The 18938-nt window shown below is 72.1% G+C and carries 16 protein-coding genes and 1 pseudogene; 6 read left to right on the forward strand and 11 right to left on the reverse strand.

The genetic code is table 11. The features are described from left to right. Nucleotides 1-414 (reverse strand): annotated as a pseudogene (locus tag SZN_RS26445) (protein kinase); the annotation flags it as partial. Between the two features lie 180 nt (nt 415-594). Beyond that, nucleotides 595-2622: a serine/threonine-protein kinase gene (locus SZN_RS26450; RefSeq protein WP_043733251.1), complete on the reverse strand. Its 2028-nt coding sequence runs from the start codon at nt 2620-2622 to the stop codon at nt 595-597. A 196-nt stretch (nt 2623-2818) separates the two neighbouring features. Here SZN_RS26450 and SZN_RS26455 point away from each other — a divergent pair, with 196 nt between their 5' ends. Further along, complete coding sequence (locus SZN_RS26455) at nt 2819-3925, forward strand: serine hydrolase domain-containing protein (protein ID WP_007500753.1); 1107 nt, start codon at nt 2819-2821, stop codon at nt 3923-3925. A gap of 69 nt (nt 3926-3994) precedes the next feature. On the opposite strand, the gene SZN_RS26460 is transcribed toward SZN_RS26455, so the two are convergent. Next, nucleotides 3995-5701, reverse strand: a complete 1707-nt coding sequence (locus SZN_RS26460) for a glycerol-3-phosphate dehydrogenase/oxidase (protein WP_043733257.1) — start codon at nt 5699-5701, stop codon at nt 3995-3997. Nucleotides 5702-5963: 262 nt separating this feature from the next. Between SZN_RS26460 and SZN_RS26465 the strand changes: the two genes are divergently transcribed. Next, on the forward strand, nt 5964-7172 hold the full coding sequence (locus tag SZN_RS26465) for a nucleotide sugar dehydrogenase (RefSeq protein ID WP_007500757.1): 1209 nt from the start codon (nt 5964-5966) through the stop codon (nt 7170-7172). Between the two features lie 119 nt (nt 7173-7291). Here SZN_RS26465 and SZN_RS26470 read toward each other — a convergent pair whose 3' ends face one another. From SZN_RS26470 to SZN_RS26485, 4 genes are all read right to left on the reverse strand, one after another. Continuing rightward, the gene (locus SZN_RS26470) at nt 7292-8416 is read right to left on the reverse strand and encodes a GuaB3 family IMP dehydrogenase-related protein (protein WP_007500758.1); all 1125 of its coding nucleotides are present in this window, start codon (nt 8414-8416) and stop codon (nt 7292-7294) included. Nucleotides 8417-8520: 104 nt separating this feature from the next. Next, nucleotides 8521-10023 (reverse strand): IMP dehydrogenase, encoded by a 1503-nt coding sequence (guaB, locus tag SZN_RS26475; protein ID WP_007500761.1) that lies wholly within the window; start codon nt 10021-10023, stop codon nt 8521-8523. A gap of 165 nt (nt 10024-10188) precedes the next feature. Then, nucleotides 10189-10776 carry a sigma-70 family RNA polymerase sigma factor gene (locus tag SZN_RS26480; RefSeq protein WP_007500763.1) on the reverse strand — a complete coding sequence of 196 codons (588 nt, stop codon included), beginning with the start codon at nt 10774-10776 and terminating at the stop codon, nt 10189-10191. A gap of 302 nt (nt 10777-11078) precedes the next feature. Further along, nucleotides 11079-11690, reverse strand: a complete 612-nt coding sequence (locus tag SZN_RS26485; RefSeq protein WP_003948568.1) for a response regulator transcription factor — start codon at nt 11688-11690, stop codon at nt 11079-11081. Nucleotides 11691-12071: 381 nt separating this feature from the next. Between SZN_RS26485 and SZN_RS26490 the strand changes: the two genes are divergently transcribed. Next, complete coding sequence (locus SZN_RS26490; RefSeq protein WP_043733261.1) at nt 12072-12401, forward strand: WhiB family transcriptional regulator; 330 nt, start codon at nt 12072-12074, stop codon at nt 12399-12401. A 100-nt stretch (nt 12402-12501) separates the two neighbouring features. On the opposite strand, the gene SZN_RS26495 is transcribed toward SZN_RS26490, so the two are convergent. Continuing rightward, nucleotides 12502-13407, reverse strand: a complete 906-nt coding sequence (locus SZN_RS26495) for a LysR family transcriptional regulator (protein WP_043733268.1) — start codon at nt 13405-13407, stop codon at nt 12502-12504. 81 nt (nt 13408-13488) lie between these two features. On the opposite strand from SZN_RS26495, the gene SZN_RS26500 reads away from it, so the two are divergent. From SZN_RS26500 to SZN_RS26510, 3 genes are all read left to right on the forward strand, one after another. Next, nucleotides 13489-14157 carry an MOSC domain-containing protein gene (locus SZN_RS26500; protein ID WP_007500769.1) on the forward strand — a complete coding sequence of 223 codons (669 nt, stop codon included), beginning with the start codon at nt 13489-13491 and terminating at the stop codon, nt 14155-14157. Nucleotides 14158-14310: 153 nt separating this feature from the next. Next, on the forward strand, nt 14311-15084 hold the full coding sequence (locus SZN_RS26505; protein ID WP_043733265.1) for an SDR family NAD(P)-dependent oxidoreductase: 774 nt from the start codon (nt 14311-14313) through the stop codon (nt 15082-15084). Nucleotides 15085-15170: 86 nt separating this feature from the next. Further along, complete coding sequence (locus SZN_RS26510) at nt 15171-15863, forward strand: ester cyclase (protein WP_007500772.1); 693 nt, start codon at nt 15171-15173, stop codon at nt 15861-15863. A gap of 71 nt (nt 15864-15934) precedes the next feature. Here SZN_RS26510 and groL read toward each other — a convergent pair whose 3' ends face one another. From groL to SZN_RS26525, 3 genes are all read right to left on the reverse strand, one after another. Then, nucleotides 15935-17554, reverse strand: coding sequence for a chaperonin GroEL (gene groL / locus SZN_RS26515; protein ID WP_007500774.1), 1620 nt, complete (start codon nt 17552-17554; stop codon nt 15935-15937). Between the two features lie 118 nt (nt 17555-17672). Then, nucleotides 17673-17981 (reverse strand): co-chaperone GroES, encoded by a 309-nt coding sequence (groES, locus tag SZN_RS26520; protein WP_003998759.1) that lies wholly within the window; start codon nt 17979-17981, stop codon nt 17673-17675. A gap of 262 nt (nt 17982-18243) precedes the next feature. Further along, nucleotides 18244-18938: polysaccharide deacetylase family protein (locus SZN_RS26525; protein WP_007500779.1), on the reverse strand; the 695-nt coding region annotated here is incomplete at its 5' end.

Genomic DNA, 18938 nt, shown 5'->3' on the forward strand with positions numbered 1-18938 from the left:
CAGCGACGCGAGGGAGCGGGCGGAGACCAGCTCGCTCACTATCCACAGCGAACCGCCCTCGGCGAACACGTCGAAGACCTGGTCCAGCCGCGGGTGGTCGGGTATGCGCGCGGCGGCCTGCGCCGCCTCGACGGCGCGCCGTACGGCGGGGTCGGCGGGCCGGCGGGGGCCGGAGCCCGGGAGCGGCCCGCGGCCCGCGGCACCGCGGGGGTCACGCGCGGTGAACCCGTCGGGCAGGCCCTCGGCGTCGAGCACCTCGGCCTCGACGACCTCGGGCAACGGCACCTGCCGGACGAGGACTTCCTGTCCGCTGTAGGTGTCGAAGGCCCGGGACTCGGTGAGTTCGAACTCGTCGGAGGGCGGCAGCGGCAGGCGGTAGCGGTCGGCGAGCACCCGGCCCGCGTAGTCGTCCACGTTGCCTCCCCCAGCCGCCGATCGGTCAATTCCGCTCGCCCTGTGTTGCGTTCCGGACGCCCGACTGGATGCGTACGGTCTGCAAGCATTCACGATACGTGCCGGAGGCAAGCCGCAAAGAGATGTTGCCGTATCTCACACACGGTCCCGGCCCGCGCGGGCGTGCCGGGACCGCTCACCTCACGGCTTCGGCTCGAACGTGGCCGCCAGCGTGCTCCAGGCGCTCCTGCGCTTGCCGCTCTCCCAGTCGTCGGCCCGCGCCGTGTACATCAGCGCGTAGCCGCGCCGCTCGTCCACGACGAAACCCCGGTCGATCGTCCGGTACTTCGTCCCGCCGTCGGCGTAGGTGAACTCCCAGTCGGCCGTGTTCCAGCCGCGGTAATCGACCTTCGCTATACGGATCCTGTCGTACTGGGAGCGCTGCATGTACCGCTCCTGGTTCTTCCAGTCCGCCACCGGGTCGTCCTTCGGCGTGGACGTCCAGGCGATGAGCAGCTTCTGTCCGCCGGGGCCGGTGAAGCGGTCGCCCGCCGAGCCGGCCGTCTGGAACTTCCAGCCCTCGGGCAGCCCGATGGAGTACCCCTGGGAGCCCTTGTAGGTGGTGGCGGCCTTGCCGCCGCCGGAGCCCTTCCCGGAGTCGTCGCCGCCCTTGCCGGTCCCGGTGGTCGGCGTCCCCCCGCTCTCCTTGCCGGCTCCGGGCACGCCCGGAGCGGCCGGCGAGCCGGACGGCCCGCCGTCGGTACGGGTGCCGCCCTTCTCGTCGCGCTTGGTGCCGGATGCGGCGCTCGCCCCCGCGGAGGTCTTCGCACCGCCGCCGGAGGCACTGGAGCCGCCGTCGCCGCTGAACGTGACGGCGAGCACCGTGCCGATCACCGCGAGCGCGACGGCCACCGCGATGATCAGCAGCGTCCGCTTCGACACCACGTCGGTCAGCGGCGCCCGCTGCACCGGCCGCTCGGGCAGATCCGGCGGCGGCATCACGGGCCATCCCGAACTCCGGCCCGCACCGGCCGCGCCCTTGGTCTCCTGGTCCTTGGCGTCCGTGCCCACGGAGCGGTGCTCACCGGTCACCGCGAGCCCGGAGTCCGCGTCCGGCTTCTTCTCGTCCGGGGCGGCGGACGCGGCGGCCGTCCCGGCGGCGCCCGCGCCCGCGGCGGCCTTGCGCACCGAGCGCAGCGCCCCGCGCAGCCGGTCACCCGCCTCCTCCGCGCGGTTGCCCGAGGTGGCCGCGGCACCCGGCGAACGCCCCTTGTCCGCGCGCTTCTTGTCCCGCTCACCGGGCTGCGGCGGCAGCGGCACGACCTTCGTCGCGTCCGGGGCCTGCGGTCCGGCCGGGGCCGCGGGGGCGTGGAGGACGGCGCTGAGCATCGCGCGCGCACCCGCGTCGTCGAGCCGCTGTTCGGGGTCCTTGGTGAGCAGGCCGTGGATGACGTCCCGCAGCGGGCCGGCGTTCTTCGGCTCCTCCAGCGGCTCGGTCATCACCGCGGTGAGCGTGGCGATCGCGGAGCCCTTGTCGTACGGCGGCAGCCCCTCGACCGACGCGTACAGCAGTCCGCCCAGGGACCAGAGGTCGGCCGCGGGGCCGGGCTTGTGGCCGCGCGCCCGCTCGGGCGAGATGTAGGAGGGCGCGCCGACGAGCATGCCGGTCGAGGTGATGGACGGGTCGCCCTCGACCTGCGCGATACCGAAGTCGGTGAGCACGACTCTGTCGGTGTCGGACTCCAGCAGGACGTTGGAGGGCTTGACGTCGCGGTGCAGGATGCCCTCGCGGTGCGCGGAGCGCAGCACGTCGAGCACGGCCAGGCCGACCTCGGCGGCGCGCTTGGGCTCCAGCACACCGTCCTCCCGGATGACCTCGGCGAGGGACTTGCCCTCGACGAGTTCCATGACGATCCAGGGCCGGTCGTCCTCGTCGACGACGTCGAACACCGTCACGGCGCTGTTGTTGCGGATGCGGGCGATCGCCTTCGCCTCACGCAGGGTGCGCGTGATCAGCCGCCGCTTCTCCTCCTCGTCGATGTTGGTCGGGAACCGCAGCTCCTTGACGGCGACGGTCCGCCCGAGCGTCTCGTCCCTGGCCCGCCACACCGTGCCCATGCCACCCCGGCCGAGGACTCCTCCCAGCCGGTACCGTCCCGCGAGGAGACGCTCGTGGTCGTCCTGACGAGTCTCCTGACGGGATGTGCCCGCCCGCTCCGCCTCCGACATGCGTCCCCTCATACAACCCGCCCTGACAGAGCCTCCATTGTCCCTCACCCGACAAGTGCCCGGCGCCCAGGGTGCCCCTCGTGGCGCAACCCGGCGGCACGAACCGGACGACCCGGGCACGGGCGGCCGGGCGCCCGGTGAACCGTCCGTTCCGCTTGCCCGGCATGATGGGCGCCGACCGAGGAGAGGAACGCCCATGGTGCGACCGGCGAGACCGCGGCCCCGCAGATCCCGGGCCGTCGTGCCGGCCGTCTCCCTGTCCCTGCTGGCCCTGGTTTCCCCCGTTCCGCCGGCCGACACCTCCTCGGGCGGCTCCGCCCCCGCCTCCGTGCGGACGGCCCCGGCGCCGTCCGCCGGCGCCGTCCTCGCCCGGCTGGTGTCCCCGGGCGGGGCGCCCGCCGCCGCCCTGCTCGCCGTCGGTCCGGGCGGCACCCGGTTCGTCCGGACCGGAAGCGGGATCGCCCGCGAGGACCGCTTCCGCGCCGGAAGCGTCACCAAGACCTTCATCGCGACGGTGGTCCTCCAACTGGCCGCGGAGCGGCGGCTGTCCCTGTCCGACACGGTCGAGCGGCACCTGCCGGGGCTGGTGCGCGGGACGGGCGGCGACGGGCGCGCGCTGACGCTGCGCGCCCTGCTGACCCACACCAGCGGCCTACCCGACTTCGCCGCCGCGACCGGTGCAGCCGTCCCCCTCACTCCCCGTCAGGCCGTGCGCGTCGCCCTCACCGGCCCCCCTGCGGCGCCCGGCGCCTACCGCTACTCCAACACCGACTACGTCCTGCTCGGCCTCGTCATCGAGAGCGTCACCGGCCGCTCCTACGCCGCCGAGACCGAACGGCGCGTCCTCGCCCCGCTGGGGCTGACCGGCACCTCCTTCCCGGGGTCGCGCACCTCGCTGCCCGCCCCGCACGGCCGCGCCTACGCGGCCGACGGGAGCGACGTCACCGCTCTCGATCCCCGGGTCGCCGGGGCCTCGGGCGAGCTGGTGACCACGCTCGCCGACCTCGACCGCTTCTTCGCGGCGCTGCTGGGGGGCCGTCTGCTGCCCCCGGGCACGCTGCGCGAGATGCTCGACACCCGTGCCGCGCGCGGCTCGTACGGCATGGGCCTGTTTCCCGTGACGCTCCCCTGCGGCACCGTCGTCTGGGGGCACAACGGGCGCATTCCCGGCAGTTACGTGCGCACCGCGGCCACCGCCGACGGCCGCCGCGTCCTGACCTTCCGGGTGAACACGACGGACCTCGCGGACCCCGGCCTCGAACCCCGCCTGCTCGCCGCGGAGTTCTGCCCTCGCGGCCGGTAGGGCCCTGGGCCCGGCCGGGCCGGCCGCGGGTCCGGGACCGGCCTGCCCCGGGCCCGCGGCCGGCCGCCGCTACAGCGGCACGATGTCCGGCGCGCCCAGCCGGGCCGCGTCCGCCGTCAGGTCGTCCGGCTGGCGCTGCGACTCGCGTTCGGCCTCCACCCGCTTCTGGTAGTGCTCGACCTCGCGCTCGATGTGGTCCTTGTCCCAGCCCAGCACGGGCGCCATCAGCTCGGCGGCCTCACGCGCGCTGCGCGTGCCCCGGTCGAAGGTCTCGATGGAGATGCGGGTGCGGCGCGTCAGCACGTCGTCCAGGTGCCGCGCCCCCTCGTGCGAGGCGGCGTACACGATCTCGGCGCGCAGGTAGTCGTCGGCGGCCGTCAGCGGTTCGCCCAGCGTGGGGTCGGCGGCGACGAGTTCGAGAACCTCCTCCGCCAGCGAGCCGAACCGGTTCAACAGGTGCTCCACGCGCACCACGTGAAGCCCCGTCCGCTGCGCGATCCGGGCACGCGCGTTCCACAGCGCGCGGTATCCCTCGGCGCCCAGCAGCGGGATGTCCTCCGTCACGCACTCGGCGACGCGCATGTCGAGCGCGTGCACCGCGGCGTCCACCGCGTCCTTGGCCATCACCCGGTACGTCGTGTACTTGCCGCCCGCCACGACGACCAGGCCGGGGACCGGATGCGCGACGGTGTGCTCGCGCGAGAGCTTGCTGGTGGCGTCCGACTCCCCGGCGAGCAGCGGCCGCAGGCCCGCGTACACGCCCTCCACGTCGTCACGGGTCAGCGGGACCGCGAGCACGGAGTTCACATGCTCCAGCAGGTAGTCGATGTCGGCGCTGGAGGCGGCCGGGTGGGCCTTGTCGAGGTCCCAGTCGGTGTCGGTGGTGCCGACGATCCAGTGCCTGCCCCAGGGGATGACGAACAGCACGGACTTCTCGGTGCGCAGGATCAGCCCCGACGAGGAGTGGATGCGGTCCTTGGGCACGACCAGGTGGATGCCCTTGGAGGCGCGCACGTGGAACTGCCCGCGCTCCCCCACCATCGACTGGGTGTCGTCGGTCCACACACCCGTCGCGTTGACGATCTGCTGGGCGCGGATCTCGTACTCCCCGCCGCCCTCGACGTCCTGCACCCGGGCGCCGACGACCCGCTCGCCCTCGCGCAGGAAGTCCGTCACGCGCGCGCGGTTGGCGACCTTCGTGCCGTAGGCCGCCGCCGTGCGCACGAGGGTGGCCACATAGCGGGCGTCGTCCATCTGGGCGTCGTAGTACTGCAGGGCGCCGACCAGCGCGTCCTTGCGCAGCGCGGGCGCCACGCGCAGGGCGTGACGGCGGCTCAGGTGCCGGTGCAGCGGCAGGCCCCGCCCGTGGCCGCGGGCCATCGACATGGCGTCGTAGAGCGCGACGCCGGACCCCGCGTACAGGCGCTCCCAGCCCTTGTGCCGCAGCGGGTACAGGAAGGGCACGGGCTTGACCAGGTGCGGGGCCAGCCGCTCCAGCAGCAGTCCGCGCTCCTTGAGTGCTTCGCGTACGAGCACGAAGTCGAGCATCTCCAGATAGCGCAGCCCGCCGTGGACCAGCTTGCTGGACCTGCTGGAGGTGCCGGACGCCCAGTCACGGGCCTCTACGAGGCCGGTGGACAGTCCGCGGGTGGCCGCGTCCAGCGCGGTGCCCGCACCGACGACGCCGCCTCCCACGACCAGTAGGTCAAGCTCGCGCTCGGCCATGGCCGCCAGTGACTCGGCGCGCTCCGCCGGCCCCAGTGTCGCTGTCCTCACCGCTGCCTCCCGCTCGTCGCTCGCACGGCCGCGCCCTCAGGGCGAAGCCCGGCTCCTACCTCCCCTGCCCAGAATTCTGACCGGGTTGCCCGACTTCAGCCACCACGCGCCCTCAGCCTGTGGACAACACTCACGGAAACGCGATCATTCAATGCCGCAAGTAGGTCATATTTACTCCTAGTCTGACATTGCGCCCCCTCGTTCTGTCCACAGGGCTTGCGCACCTGCCCCGCTTCGGTTATTGGGAAGGACGGCCCACGCCATGCCCGCCGATCTCGCCGTCATCGGACTAGGCCCGTACGGACTGCCCCTGGCCAAGGCCGCCGTCGCCGCAGGCATCCCCACGCTCGGCTACGGGACCGGCCCCGAGGCCGGTTCCCTCAGCCCCGCCGAACTGCGCCGGATGCTCTCGGGGGGCTTCCGGCACGCCACCAGCGCCGCCGAGCTCGGCCGGGTCCGCACCGCCGTCATCTGCCCGCCGACCCCGCCCGGCGCGGACGGCGGCCTCGACCTGGGCCAGGTGGAGGCGGCGGCCCGCGCCCTGGCCCCGCGGCTGCGCCCGCACACCACGGTCATCCTGGAGTCGCCCGTCCCCCCGGGCACCACCGAGAACGTGCTGCGCCCGCTGCTGGAAGCGGGCTCCGGCATGCGTGCGGGGCGCGACTTCCACCTGGCGTACTCGCCCAGCCGCGTCGACCCGGGCAACCGCGACTTCACACCCGCCAACACCCCCAAGGTGATCGGCGGCCTCACGCCCGCGTGCACGGAGTCGGCGGCGGCGTTCTACGGCCGGCTCACCGACAAGGTGGTCCGCGCGCGCGGGCTGCGCGAGGCGGAGACCGTGCAGGTGCTGGAGACGAACTTCCGGCATGTCAACATCGCGCTCGTCAACGAGATGGCCGTCCTCTGCCACGACCTGGGCGTCGACCTGTGGGACGTCATCCGCTGCGCGGAGACCAAGCCGTTCGGCTTCCAGTCCTTCCGCCCCGGGCCCGGCGTCGGCGGCCACGCCGCCCCCCAGGACCTCACCGGCGCCGCGGGCCGGACCCTGCGCATGGTGGAACTGGCCCAGCAGGTCAACAGCCACATGCCGCGCTACGTCGTCCAGCGGGCCGCCGCCCTCCTCAACGAGCACGGGAAGTCCGCGCGCGGGGCCCGCGTCCTGCTGCTGGGTGTCACCTACAAGCCCGACCTCGCCGACCAGCAGTCGACGCCGGCCCAGGAGGTCGCGATCCGCCTGCTGGAGCTGGGCGCGTCCCTGAGCTACCACGACCCGTACGTGGCCTCCTGGAGCATCCTGGACCGCCCCGTCCCGCGCGCGGACTCCCTGTACGAGGCCGCGGCCGACGCCGACCTGACGATCCTGCTCCAGCAGCACCGCACGTACGACCTCCAGGGCCTGTCGGTGAAGGCCCAGCTCCTCCTGGACACCCGGGGCGCCACACCCACCGGCGCCGCACACCGGCTGTAGCGGGAGCGCGCGCCGGTCCGGGCCACGGGGCCCGAGGAGCCGGGGCGGACGACAAGGGCCGGTCACCCCGTTCCGGGTGACCGGCCCTCCCACGTGCTCCGCGGAGCCCCGCGGGACTGCTAGCGCGTGTGCTGGGAGTCCGCGACCGTGACCTCGACGCGCTGGAACTCCTTCAGCTCGCTGTATCCGGTCGTGGCCATGGCCCGGCGCAGGGCGCCGAAGAAGTTCATCGAGCCGTCCGGGGTGTGCGACGGGCCCGTCAGGACCTCCTCGATGGTGCCGACCGTGCCGAGGTCGACCTTCTTGCCTCGCGGCAGCTCCTCGTTCACGGCCTCCATGCCCCAGTGGTGCCCCCGGCCGGGCGCGTCCGTGGCGCGGGCCAGCGGGGAGCCCATCATCACGGCGTCGGCGCCGCAGGCGACGGCCTTGGGGAGGTCGCCTGACCAGCCGACACCGCCGTCGGCGATGACGTGGACGTACCGGCCGCCGGACTCGTCCATGTAGTCGCGGCGGGCGGCGGCCACGTCCGCGACCGCGGTGGCCATGGGCACCCTGATGCCGAGGACGTTGCGCGTGGTGTGCGCGGCGCCGCCGCCGAAGCCGACCAGGACGCCCGCGGCGCCGGTGCGCATCAGGTGCAGCGCGGCGGTGTACGTGGCGCAGCCGCCGACGATCACCGGGACGTCGAGCTCGTAGATGAACTGCTTCAGGTTCAGCGGCTCGTGCGAGGACGAGACGTGCTCCGCCGAGACCGTCGTACCGCGGATGACGAAGATGTCCACGCCCGCGTCGACGACCGCCTTGGAGAACTGGGCCGTGCGCTGCGGGGAGAGCGCGGCCGCCGTGACCACGCCGGAGTCGCGCACCTCCTTGATGCGCTGGCCGATCAGCTCCTCCTTGACGGGGGCGGCGTAGACCTCCTGGAGGCGGCGCGTGGCGGCCTCCGTGGGCAGCTCGGCGATCTCGTCGAGCAGCGGCTGCGGGTCCTCGTAGCGGGTCCACAGCCCTTCGAGGTTCAGCACGCCGAGGCCGCCGAGCTCGCCGATGCGGATCGCGGTGGCCGGGGAGACGACCGAGTCCATGGGGGCGGCCAGGAAGGGCAGCTCGAAGCGGTAGGCGTCGATCTGCCAGGCGATCGAGACCTCCTTCGGGTCCCGCGTACGGCGGCTCGGGACGACGGCGATGTCGTCGAAGGCGTACGCCCGGCGGCCGCGCTTGCCGCGCCCGATCTCGATCTCAGTCACGTCTGTGGCCTTTCCCTGATGCGTTTCAGCGTCTTCCAGTATCGCCGACGGGCACGACGAGGGCGGCCCCGGATGCCTCCGGAGCCGCCCGTCGGGCCCGCTGCCTACTTGCGGCTGTAGTTGGGCGCCTCGACCGTCATCTGGATGTCGTGCGGGTGCGACTCCTTCAGCCCTGCGGAGGTGATCCGCACGAAGCGGCCCTTGGACTCCATCTCCCCGATGGTGGCCGCGCCCACGTAGCCCATGGTCTGGCGCAGACCGCCGACGAGCTGGTGCAGGACGCTGGACAGCGGGCCGCGGTAGGGCACCTGGCCCTCGATGCCCTCGGGGACGAGCTTGTCGTCGGCCGCGACCTCGGCCTGGAAGTAGCGGTCCTTGGAGTAGGACCTGCCCTGGCCACGGGACTGCATCGCGCCGAGCGAGCCCATGCCGCGGTACGACTTGAACTGCTTGCCGTTGATGAACTGCAGCTCGCCGGGCGACTCCTCGCAGCCCGCGAGCAGGCTGCCCAGCATGACGGTGTCGGCGCCGGCGGCGAGCGCCTTGCCGATGTCGCCCGAGTACTGCAGGCCGCCGTCGCCGATCAGCGGAATGCCCGCGGCGCGGGCGGCGAGCGCGGCCTCGTAGATGGCGGTGACCTGCGGGACGCCGATGCCGGCGACCACGCGCGTGGTGCAGATCGAGCCGGGGCCGACACCCACCTTGATGCCGTCCACACCGGCGTCGATCAGCGCCTGGGCGCCGTCACGCGTGGCGACGTTGCCGCCGATCACGTCGACGGACACGCTCGACTTGATCTTCGCCATCCAGCTGAGGGCGTTGCTGTTGTGGCCGTGCGAGGTGTCGACGACCAGGAAGTCCACCCCGGCACCGGCCAGCGCCTGGGCGCGCTCCAGGGCCTCGGGACTGGCACCCACCGCGGCGCCGACGAGCAGCCGGCCCTCGGCGTCCTTGGCGGAGTTCGGGTACTTCTCGGCCTTGACGAAGTCCTTGACCGTGATCAGGCCCTTGAGGACGCCCTGGTCGTCGACGAGCGGCAGCTTCTCGATCTTGTGGCGGCGCAGGAGCTCCATGGCGTCGGCGCCGGAGATGCCCACCGTGCCCGTGACCAGCGGCATCGGGGTCATGACCTCGCGCACCTTGCGGCTGCGGTCGCTCTCGAAGGCCATGTCGCGGTTGGTGACGATGCCGAGCAGCTTGCCGGCCGGGTCGGTCACGGGGACGCCGCTGATACGGAACTTGGCGCACAGGGCGTCCGCCTCCGCGAGCGTCGCCTCCGGGTGCACCGTGATGGGGTCGGTGACCATGCCGGACTCGGACCGCTTGACCAGGTCGACCTGGTTGACCTGGTCCTCGACGGAGAGGTTGCGGTGCAGGACGCCCACGCCGCCGAGGCGGGCCATCGCGATCGCCATGCGGGACTCGGTCACCTTGTCCATCGCCGCCGACAGCAGCGGGATGTTGACCCGGACATTGCGGGAGACGCGGGACGAGGTGTCGACCGCGTTGGGCAGCACCTCGGATGCGCCCGGCAGCAGCAGCACGTCGTCGTAGGTCAACCCGAGCGTCGCGAATTTCTCGGGCACTCCGTCGACGTTTGCAGTCATGACACCTTCCCCAAATGGCCTTGATCGGTGCGGATGTCCATGCTAACGGGAAGCGCGGCCTGCAAATTCCACGGTTCCGGGGGACTCCGGGCTTCGTATGTTCGTACGGAATCGGGGTGGAGCCCGTTCATCCGCGGGTCGGTTCAGGGGGCTCGGACGGAAGCGCTACTGCTCCGCCAGCGCGCGCAGTCTGCTGAGCGCGCGGTGCTGGGCGACCCGGACCGCGCCCGGCGACATCCCCAGCATCTGGCCGGTCTCCTCGGCGGTCAGCCCGACCGCGATCCTCAGCAGCAGCAGTTCCCGCTGGTTCTCCGGCAGGTTGGCCAGCAGCTTCTTGGCCCACTCGGCGTCGCTGCTGAGCAGCGCGCGCTCCTCCGGGCCGAGGGAGTCGTCCGGGCGCTCGGGCATCTCGTCCGAGGGCACGGCGGTGGAGCCCGGGTGGCGCATCGCGGCGCGCTGGAGGTCGGCGACCTTGTGCGCGGCGATGGCGAAGACGAACGCCTCGAAGGGGCGGCCGGTGTCCTTGTAGCGCGGGAGCGCGAGGAGGACCGCGACGCAGACCTCCTGCGCGAGGTCCTCGACGAAGTGCCGGGCGTCCCCCGGCAGGCGCGAGAGCCGGGTGCGGCAGTAGCGCAGGGCGAGCGGGTGGACTTCCGCGAGCAGATCGTGCGTGGCCTGCTCGTCCCCGTCCACGGCGCGATGGACGAGCGCACCGATCGCCCCTGCGGCGTTCGCCGCCTCGTCGTCGCGCATCGGTCCATGGTGCCTTGCGGCCGTACGGTCCGCGGCATCACGCCCGATGTTGTGCACCGAAGCGTTATGAGCAGGTGCGCCGGAACCCATCCGCTGCGCCCTCCCCTTCCGCTCGACCGACTCGTCCCCGAGAGACTCCACATCTCAAGGATGCGGCATCCGCGCCGAAACGAGGAGCGGGCGCCGTCAGAGCTACTCCGGTCGACCCAGCGCCCGCGCCCCCGAGGGGGCGCGGGGAGCCGCGCGACCGGCCACGACGCGGCCGCGGCCGTCGGACGGCACGGCGGTCCGCGGTGACGCGACTAACGAACCAGGCCCCAGCGGAACCCGAGCGCCACCGCGTGGGCGCGGTCCGAGGCGCCGAGCTTCTTGAACAGGCGCCGGGCGTGGGTCTTGACCGTGTCCTCGGAGAGGAACAGCTCGCGGCCGATCTCGGCGTTGGAGCGGCCGTGGCTCATGCCTTCGAGCACCTGGATCTCCCGCGCGGTGAGCGTCGGGGCGGCGCCCATCTCGGCCGAGCGCAGCCGGCGCGGGGCGAGCCGCCAGGTCGGGTCGGCGAGCGCCTGCGTCACGGTCGCCCGCAGTTCGGCGCGCGAGGCGTCCTTGTGCAGATAGCCGCGGGCGCCGGCGGCGACCGCGAGCGCCACGCCGTCGAGGTCCTCGGCGACGGTGAGCATGATGATGCGCGCGCCGGGGTCGGCGGACAGCAGCCGCCGCACGGTCTCGACGCCGCCCAGACCGGGCATGCGCACGTCCATCAGGATCAGGTCCGAGCGGTCGGCACCCCAGCGGCGGAGGACTTCCTCGCCGTTGGCCGCCGTCGTCACGCGCTCGACGCCGGGCACGGTCGCGACCGCGCGGCGGAGCGCCTCTCGGGCAAGCGGGGAGTCGTCGCAGACGAGGACGGATGTCATGGCCGCCCTCCGCAGCTGATGCACGTCACCTTGAGCCTCCAGGCTGGTACGAAATCGTCACCTGTGCGGTCGACCGTCTCGGACGCCTGCCCGAGCACTTGCAGCTTCAACCGCCTCCGCCCTCTCAACGACGGTCACCCGAAAGAGTTACGGGGCCGTATGCAGTCTTCGGCACTCTACGTGAGGGGGCGGACACAGGGCAGACATGCGCGGCGGACCCTCGACGTTTCATCACAACCCATGCCCCATTCAGACCTTTTTCTTCCCGTTTGTTGGCGATTGGAGCTAGATTCGCAATGAGTCATATTTTCATCTCCTTAGATCGTAGATGTACGGTCGTAGACACCGTATCCGCCCAGAACGGCTACAAGGGGTCACGCAATGGCAGATTTCTCCCGCCTTCCCGGACCGAACGCGGACCTATGGGACTGGCAGCTGCTGGCTGCCTGTCGCGGGGTGGACAGCTCGCTCTTCTTCCATCCCGAGGGCGAGCGCGGTGCGGCTCGGAGCGCTCGAGAGAACTCGGCCAAGGAGGTCTGCATGAGGTGTCCCGTGCGCGCGCAGTGCGCGGCGCACGCGCTGGCGGTACGCGAACCGTACGGCGTATGGGGCGGCTTGACCGAGGACGAGCGCGAGGAGCTCATGGGACGCGCGCGCAACCGGCTGGTCACGGCGTCGACCACGAGCGGCGAGGCCGGCTCGACCAACTGAAGGAACGTTTCTCCACACCAGGGCACGCGCACGCGTGCCCTTCTCTCGGGCGGTGCGCACCCCGGCGTCCGGCAGTGCGCACCGCGGCAGCCGGGCAGCCCTAGCGTCCGGCGGTGCGCGCCAGCTGCTCCAGGGTCGCCGCCACGGCCGGCACCTGGGCGAGGTCGGGCAGGGTGAGCGCGACGATCTCCCGCCGGACCGCCGGCTCCAGCGTCACCATGCGCGCGCCGCGCGGCCGTACCGACTCGGCGGCCAGCTGGGGCAGGACGGCCACGCCCAGTCCGGCGCCGACCAGGCCGACCACCGCCGGGTAGTCGTCGGTGGCGAAGTCGATGCGCGGGGTGAAGCCGGCGCTCGCGCACACCTCGATCAACTGGCCGCGGCAGCGCGGGCATCCGGCGATCCAGGGCTCGGCCGCGAGTTCCCCGATGGCGACGGACCCGGCGGGCGCGGCGCGGGCGAGCCGGTGCCGTTCCGGCACGAGGGCGACGAGGCGGTCCGTCAGCAGGGGGCGCACGACGAGGTCGTCCCACTCCTCGGCGCCCGCCGCCCCCTCGTAGCGGAAGGCCAGTGCCACGTCGCACTCGCCCTCGCGCAGCATCTCCACGGACCGCGGCGGCTCGGCCTCCTCCAGCGACACCCGGGTGCCGGGGTGCGCGGCCCGCAGCGCGGCGAGGGCGGTCGGGACGAGGGTGGAGCTGCCGCTGGGGAAGGAGACGAGCCGGACGCGGCCCGCGCGCAGCCCCGCGATGGCGGCGACCTCCTCCTCGGCGGCGGTCAGGCCCGCCAGGATTCCGGCGGCGTGCCGCACCAGGGACTCCCCGGCCTGGGTCAGCCGCATCTCGCGTCCGCTGCGCACGAGCAGGGGCGTGCCGACGGATGCCTCCAGGGCCTTCATCTGCTGGCTGACGGCGGGCTGGGTGCAGCCCAGGTCGCGGGCGGCCGCCGAGAAGGAGCCGGAGGCGGCGACGGCGCGCAGGACACGGAGGTGGCGGGCTTCGAGCACACGACCGAGCATAAGCGGAGCTTGGGGAGCGTGCTGAATATTGCATCGACGCTTTGACCGCCGTTCGCCTACGGTTCCCGCATGAAGCTTCTCTCGGTGAACCTGGGCCTGGCGACGCCCGTGTCGTACACGGACCACCCCGACGGCGTGACCGGCATCGACAAGCGGCCGGCCGGGGGTCCGGTGCGCGTGGCGGCGCCGGGGCCGAAGGGGACGGGAGGGAGCGGGCTGGCCGGCGACGCGGTGTGCAGCCTGCAGCACCACGGCGGCGACGACCAGGCGGTGTACGCCGTGGCGCGCGAGGACCTCGACGACTGGGAGCGCGAGCTGGGGCGCCCGCTGGCGGACGGCGCGTTCGGCGAGAACCTCACGACCGCCGGGCTGGACGTCTCCGGCGCGCTGATCGGCGAGCGCTGGCGGGTCGGTCCCGAGGTGGTGCTGGAGGTGACCAGCGGCCGGATACCCTGCCGCACCTTCCAGGGCCATCTGGGTGAACGGCAGTGGGTGCGGCGGTTCACGGCCAAGGCCGCGCCGGGCGCCTATCTGCGGGTGATCGAGCCGGGCGAGGTCTGCGCGGGGGACGCGGTGGAGATCGTCCACCGGCCGGACCACGAGGTGACGGTGGCCCTCCAGTTCCAGGCGGTCACGACCCGCCGGGCCCTGCTGCCGCGCCTGCTGGCGGCGGAGGGGGCACTGCATCCCGAGGCCCTGGCGACCGCACGCACGTACGCGGAGAAGTACGGGAACTGACGTTCCGTCATGTGACGTCGCCACCCAACTCACCCTAGTGAGAACAGAGTTCACGATCCGGTGGAGCGCGGCCGGGTGCCGGACGGGCGGGGCCCGGCCGACCGGGGCGGACGGCGAGCGGAACGACTCGGTCCGGGTCACTAATCTTGCGCCATGACAACGGCATTGATTACGGGATCGACCGCGGGCATCGGCGCCGCGTTCGCGCGGCGGCTGGCCGCCGACGGCCACGACCTGGTCCTGGTGGCCCGGGACACCAAGCGGCTGCGGGAACAGGCGACCGAACTGCACGACCGGCACGGCATCGAGGCGGAGGTGCTGACGGCCGACCTCGCGCGGGACACCGGCATCGAGGCGGTCGCCACCCGCCTCGGCGACCGCAGGAACCCGGTCGACCTGCTGATCAACAACGCCGGCTTCGCCAACAAGGGCCGCTATCTCGACGTCTCCATGGCGGACGAGCTGACGATGCTCAAGGTGCACTGCGAGGCGGTGCTGCGGCTGACGTCGGCGGCGGCGGAGGCGATGCGCGAGCGCGGCCGCGGCGGCGTCGTGAACGTGGCGTCGGTGGCGGCGTTCGTGCCGCGCGGCACGTACGGCGCGTCCAAGGCGTGGGTCGTGCAGTTCACCCAGGGCGCGGCGCGCGACCTGGCCGGGAGCGGGGTGCGGCTGATGGCGCTGTGCCCGGGGTTCGTGCGCACCGAGTTCCACGAGCGGGCCGGGATGGACACGGACAACATCCCGGGGTGGATGTGGCTGGACGCGGACAAGGTGGCGGCCACCGCGCTGGAGGACCTGGCGCGCGGGAGGTCGCTGTGCGTGCCGGACCCGCGGTACAAGGTGCTGCTGGGCGCGGCGAAGCTGGTGCCGCGCGGCATGCTCGGCGGGCTCTCGTCCCGGACCGGCCGCAAGTACGGGCCGCAGTAGGGCCGCCGGGCGAACAGGCGTGGCGCCGCCGGGGCGAGGACAATGGTGGGTGTCCAGTCGCACCAGGGGCCGGAGGCGAGGGCGCCATGACGTTCGTACAGCTCATCGACTGCAGGACCGACCGGTTCGACGAGATGAACCGGCTGATGGACCGGTGGGTGGAGCAGACCCGGGGCAGACGGACCGCGACGCACGACATCGTCGGCAAGGACCGGTCCGACTCCTCGCACTTCATCGAGATCGTGGAGTTCCCCTCCTACGAGGAGGCGATGCGCAACTCCGGCCTGCCGGAGACGGACCGCGTCTTCCAGGAGATGGTGGCGCTGTGCGAGGAGGCGCCGACGTTCACCGATCTGGACGTGGTCCGCGACGAGCAGCTGAACGTCCTGGCCGCGCGGGCCTTCTTCGAGGCGATGGGCCGGATGGAGCCGGAGCGCGTCGGTGACCACGTCACCGAGGACTACGTGGATCACGATCCGGCCTATCTGCGGCCCGTGCAGGGGGTCGAGGGGCTGCGGGAGCAGTACGCGGACTGGAAGGCGGCGTTCGACTTCGGGTTCCGGATCGACGGCCAGCTGGCCGAGGACGACCAGGTGTGCACGCGCTGGACCTGGGCCGCCCGGCACAAGGGCGAGTTCCTCGGGATCGAGCCGACCGGGCAGGACGTGACCATGCGGGGCATGACGTGGCAGCGGTTCACGGGCGGCCGGATCAGCGAGAGCCACTGGATCTACGACCGGGCGGGGCTGATGGAGCAGCTGGGGGTACTCGGAAGGTGACCGCGAAGGGGGAAGGCCCCGTCCCGTCGTGACGACGGGACGGGGCCTTCTGCCGGAACCGGGTGCCCGGGTCAGTGCGCGTGACCGTGGCCGGCGGCCGCGGGCTCCTCCTCTTCCTTCTTCTCGACGACCAGGGTCTCGGTCGTCAGGAGCAGGGAGGCGATGGAGGCGGCGTTCTCCAGGGCGGAGCGGGTGACCTTGACCGGGTCGATGACGCCGGCCTTGACCAGGTCGCCGTACTCGCCGGTCGCGGCGTTGTAGCCGTTGCCCTTCTCCAGCTCGGCCACCTTGGAGACGATGACGTAGCCCTCCAGGCCGGCGTTCTCGGCGATCCAGCGCAGCGGCTCGACGGCGGCCTTGCGGACCACGGCGACACCGGTGGCCTCGTCGCCGGTCTTGTCGAGGTTGCCCTCGAGGATCTTCACGGCGTGGACGAGCGCGGAGCCGCCACCGGAGACGATGCCCTCCTCGACCGCGGCGCGGGTCGCGGAGATGGCGTCCTCCAGACGGTGCTTCTTCTCCTTCAGCTCCACCTCGGTGGCGGCGCCGACCTTGATCACGCACACGCCGCCGGCCAGCTTCGCGAGGCGCTCCTGGAGCTTCTCGCGGTCCCAGTCGGAGTCGGTGTTCTCGATCTCGGACTTGATCTGGGCGACGCGGCCGTGGACGTCCTCGGTCTTGCCGGCGCCGTCGACGATCGTGGTGTCGTCCTTGGTGACGGTGACGCGGCGGGCGGAGCCGAGCACGTCGATGCCGACCTGGTCGAGCTTGAGGCCGACCTCCTCGGAGATGACCGTGGCGCCGGTGAGGGTCGCCATGTCCTGGAGCATCGCCTTGCGGCGGTCGCCGAAGCCGGGGGCCTTGACCGCGACCGCGTTGAAGGTGCCGCGGATCTTGTTGACGACCAGGGTCGACAGGGCCTCGCCCTCGAGGTCCTCGGCGATGATCAGCAGCGGCTTGGAGGCACCGGTCTGGATGACCTTCTCCAGCAGCGGCAGCAGATCGGCGATGGAGGAGATCTTGCCCTGGTTGATGAGGATGTAGGGATCCTCCAGGACGGCCTCCATGCGCTCCTGGTCCGTCACGAAGTACGGCGACAGGTAGCCCTTGTCGAAGGCCATGCCCTCGGTGAAGTCCAGCTCCAGACCGAAGGTGTTGGACTCCTCGACGGTGATGACACCGTCCTTGCCGACCTTGTCCATCGCCTCGGCGATGAGCTCGCCGACCTGCTGGTCCTGGGCGGACAGCGCGGCGACGGCGGCGATGTCGGACTTCTCGTCGATCGGGCGGGCGGTCGCGAGCAGGTCCTCGGAGACGGCGGCGACGGCCGCGTCGATGCCCTTCTTCAGGGCGGCCGGGGAGGCGCCGGCGGCGACGTTCTTCAGGCCCTCGCGCACCAGCGCCTGGGCCAGGACGGTCGCGGTGGTCGTACCGTCACCAGCGATGTCGTTGGTCTTGGTCGCCACCTCCTTCACCAGCTGGGCGCCCAGGTTCTCGTACGGGTCCTCGATCTCGACCTCGCGGGCGATGGTGACACCGTCGTTGGTGATGGTGGGCGCGCCGAACTTCTTGTCGATGACGACGTTGCGGCCCTTGGGGCCGATCGTCACCTTGACCGTGTCGGCCAGCTTGTTGACGCCGCGCTCGAGGGCGCGACGGGCGTCCTCGTCGAACTTCAGGATCTTCGCCATGACAGCGGGAGCCCTCTCGGAATCTGGAGTGGAAAATGCACTGCGCCCCGGGCTCCCGGCTGGTTAATGGTCGCGGGGCCAGGGGCGCAGCTCAAAGCAATGGGTGCTTCGAAGAGAACTACTTCTCGATGATCGCGAGCACGTCGCGGGCCGAGAGGACGAGGTACTCCTCGCCGTTGTACTTCACTTCGGTGCCGCCGTACTTGCTGTACAGCACGATGTCGCCGGTCTTGACGTCGAGCGGCAGGCGCTCGCCGTTCTCGAAGCGTCCCGGGCCCACGGCCAGGACGACGCCCTCCTGGGGCTTCTCCTTGGCGGTGTCCGGAATGACCAGGCCCGAGGCCGTGGTCTGCTCGGCGTCCAGCGGCTGGACCACAATGCGGTCCTCGAGCGGCTTGATGGCAACCTTGGAGCTGGTGGTCGTCACGATCCGACCTCCCCCTTCGGAGATCTCACGGGGTCAACTGTCTGAGGTGGCGACCAGGTCGATCCGTCGTCGCGGGTGCCGGACCTGCCCGTCGCGTGGTTGGCACTCTCCAGTGGGGAGTGCCAGGGCCGAGACTATGACCGGGATTAGCACTCGGTCAAGCGGAGTGCCAATGAGCCGCGGCGCGGCGTGCCGGAACGGGCCCCCCGCCCGGCGTTCTCCGGCATCGCGAGCCGGTGAACCTTCCCGGTCACGGCACTGGCTAGAGGTAGTCCTCCAGCCGGGCCACCGCGTAGCCCTCGGCGGTCACCTTGTCGAGGAACCGGCGGACCATGTCCGGCATGGTGCCCTTCCAGTCGCCGCGACCCCGGAAGTGGGTGAGCACGATGTCGCCCGGCCGGATGCGCCGGTCCGGCTCGCGGTACTCCCAGCGGTCGACGAAGACCTCCTCGTTCCACAGCGGGACGTATCTGATGCCGCAGGACTTCGCCGCGCGCAGGCTGTCGCGGTTGTAGTTGCCGAAGGGCGGCCGGAAGAGCGGGGCGCGCGCGCCGTAGCGCTCGCGCAGGACGTCCTGCATTCCGCAGATCTCGTACTGCTGGCGGCGGAAGGACAGCGCCGGCAGGTAGCGGTGGTTCAGGGTGTGGTTGTTCAGGGCCGCCCCGTCGGCCCGCATCCGCCGGAAGTAGCCGTAGTCCTCCTTGATCAGGTAGTCGCTGAGGAAGGCGGTGTACGGCACCCGGAGGTCGTTCATCATCCGCAGGAAGGCCGGGTCCTTCTCGGCGCCGTCGTCGATGGTGAGGAAGACCACCTTCTGGCGGACGGGGACGGTCGTGAAGACCGGCGGGAGCCCCAGTTCCTCGTGGCCGCGCACCTCGAAGCCCTCGCGGGTGGTGATGCGCGGCCTGGTGGCGGGCGGCGGCGGGGGCGTGAGCGGGACGGCCGCCAGGCGCCAGC

The organism is Streptomyces zinciresistens K42 (assembly GCF_000225525.1).
GTDB lineage: Bacteria > Actinomycetota > Actinomycetes > Streptomycetales > Streptomycetaceae > Streptomyces > Streptomyces zinciresistens.